Here is a 271-nt window from a genome sequence, read left to right on the forward strand (position 1 = left end):
TTATGAAAACACAGTCAAAAAGAATAGAAACAAAGATTTACTTTTCAGTTACAATTTAAAGATTGAATTGTTGAAATCTCTTTTTGAAGAAACTAAATTTTATTCTGACAATAACGATTCAAAGCTATTTTCATTCTTTAAAAGTAATATTTTGTTCACTAGAGAGCAACTTTTAGAATTTGAATTCATCTCTGATTTAAGTAAAAGTTATTCTGACAATATTTTTATTCCGCAGTTACAGCTACAGAAATATGAAATTTTGTCTAAATTA

General features: G+C 24.0%; 1 protein-coding gene. It reads left to right on the forward strand.

Going from position 1 to position 271, the window contains the following annotated elements:
• The coding region (locus tag SB679_RS24350; RefSeq protein ID WP_410704834.1) for a hypothetical protein at positions 1–271 on the forward strand (271 nt) is incomplete at both ends.

It is taken from the genome of Chryseobacterium sp. SIMBA_029, from assembly GCF_046535275.1.
In the GTDB taxonomy this organism is placed as follows: domain Bacteria; phylum Bacteroidota; class Bacteroidia; order Flavobacteriales; family Weeksellaceae; genus Chryseobacterium.